This window comes from Bradyrhizobium sp. IC4060, assembly GCF_020193715.1.
Taxonomy (GTDB): Bacteria; Pseudomonadota; Alphaproteobacteria; order Rhizobiales; family Xanthobacteraceae; genus Bradyrhizobium; species Bradyrhizobium yuanmingense.
The window spans coordinates 1-623 of sequence record NZ_JADYVJ010000062.1; the positions used below are offsets into that span (position 1 = coordinate 1).

1 protein-coding gene is annotated in these 623 nt (G+C 59.1%); it reads left to right on the top strand.

The genetic code is table 11. From position 1 onward, the window contains the following. Positions 1 to 623 (top strand): aminotransferase class III-fold pyridoxal phosphate-dependent enzyme (locus I6F16_RS37480; protein ID WP_225174774.1); only part of this gene is annotated, 623 nt, incomplete at both ends.

The window sequence follows — 623 nt, forward strand, 5'->3', positions numbered from 1 at the left end:
TTGCCGCCATCATTCTGGATCCGATGCCGAGCCGCGGTGGCCTCGTTGCGGCAAAGCCTGAATTCATGGCCGCGGTGCAAGAATCTGCCCGCAAGAACGGCATTCTGGTGATTGCTGATGAGGTCCTCAATCTTAGGCAGAGTTTCGAGGGTGCTTCCGCACGTTACGGCCTTGTTCCGGACCTCATCACGATGGGCAAGATCATCGGTGGCGGTTTGCCGATTGGAGCAATCGGCGGTCGCGAGGACGTAATGAAGGTATTCGATGCCTCAGCGGGTCGGCCGCTGCTTCCGCAAGGCGGTACGTTTTCCGCCAATCCACTATCCATGACAGCGGGGCTGGCCGCAATGCGGCATCTGGATCAAGCGGCTTTTGCACATCTTGAGATCCTCGGAGATATTGTCCGGGACGGGATTTGTCGAGCTATCTCAGCCAGGGACGCGCCGATGTGTGTGACCGGAGCCGCCTCCCTGTTTCGCGTCCATCCAAAGGCACAAACCCCGAATGACTACCGCGAGGCCTATCTCACGCCTGCCGGAGCAGGTCGAATGAAGGAGCTCGTACGCTTCTTTGCGGAGAACGGCATCGTCCTGCCGTATGGTGCTGCCGCATCGATCTCGACA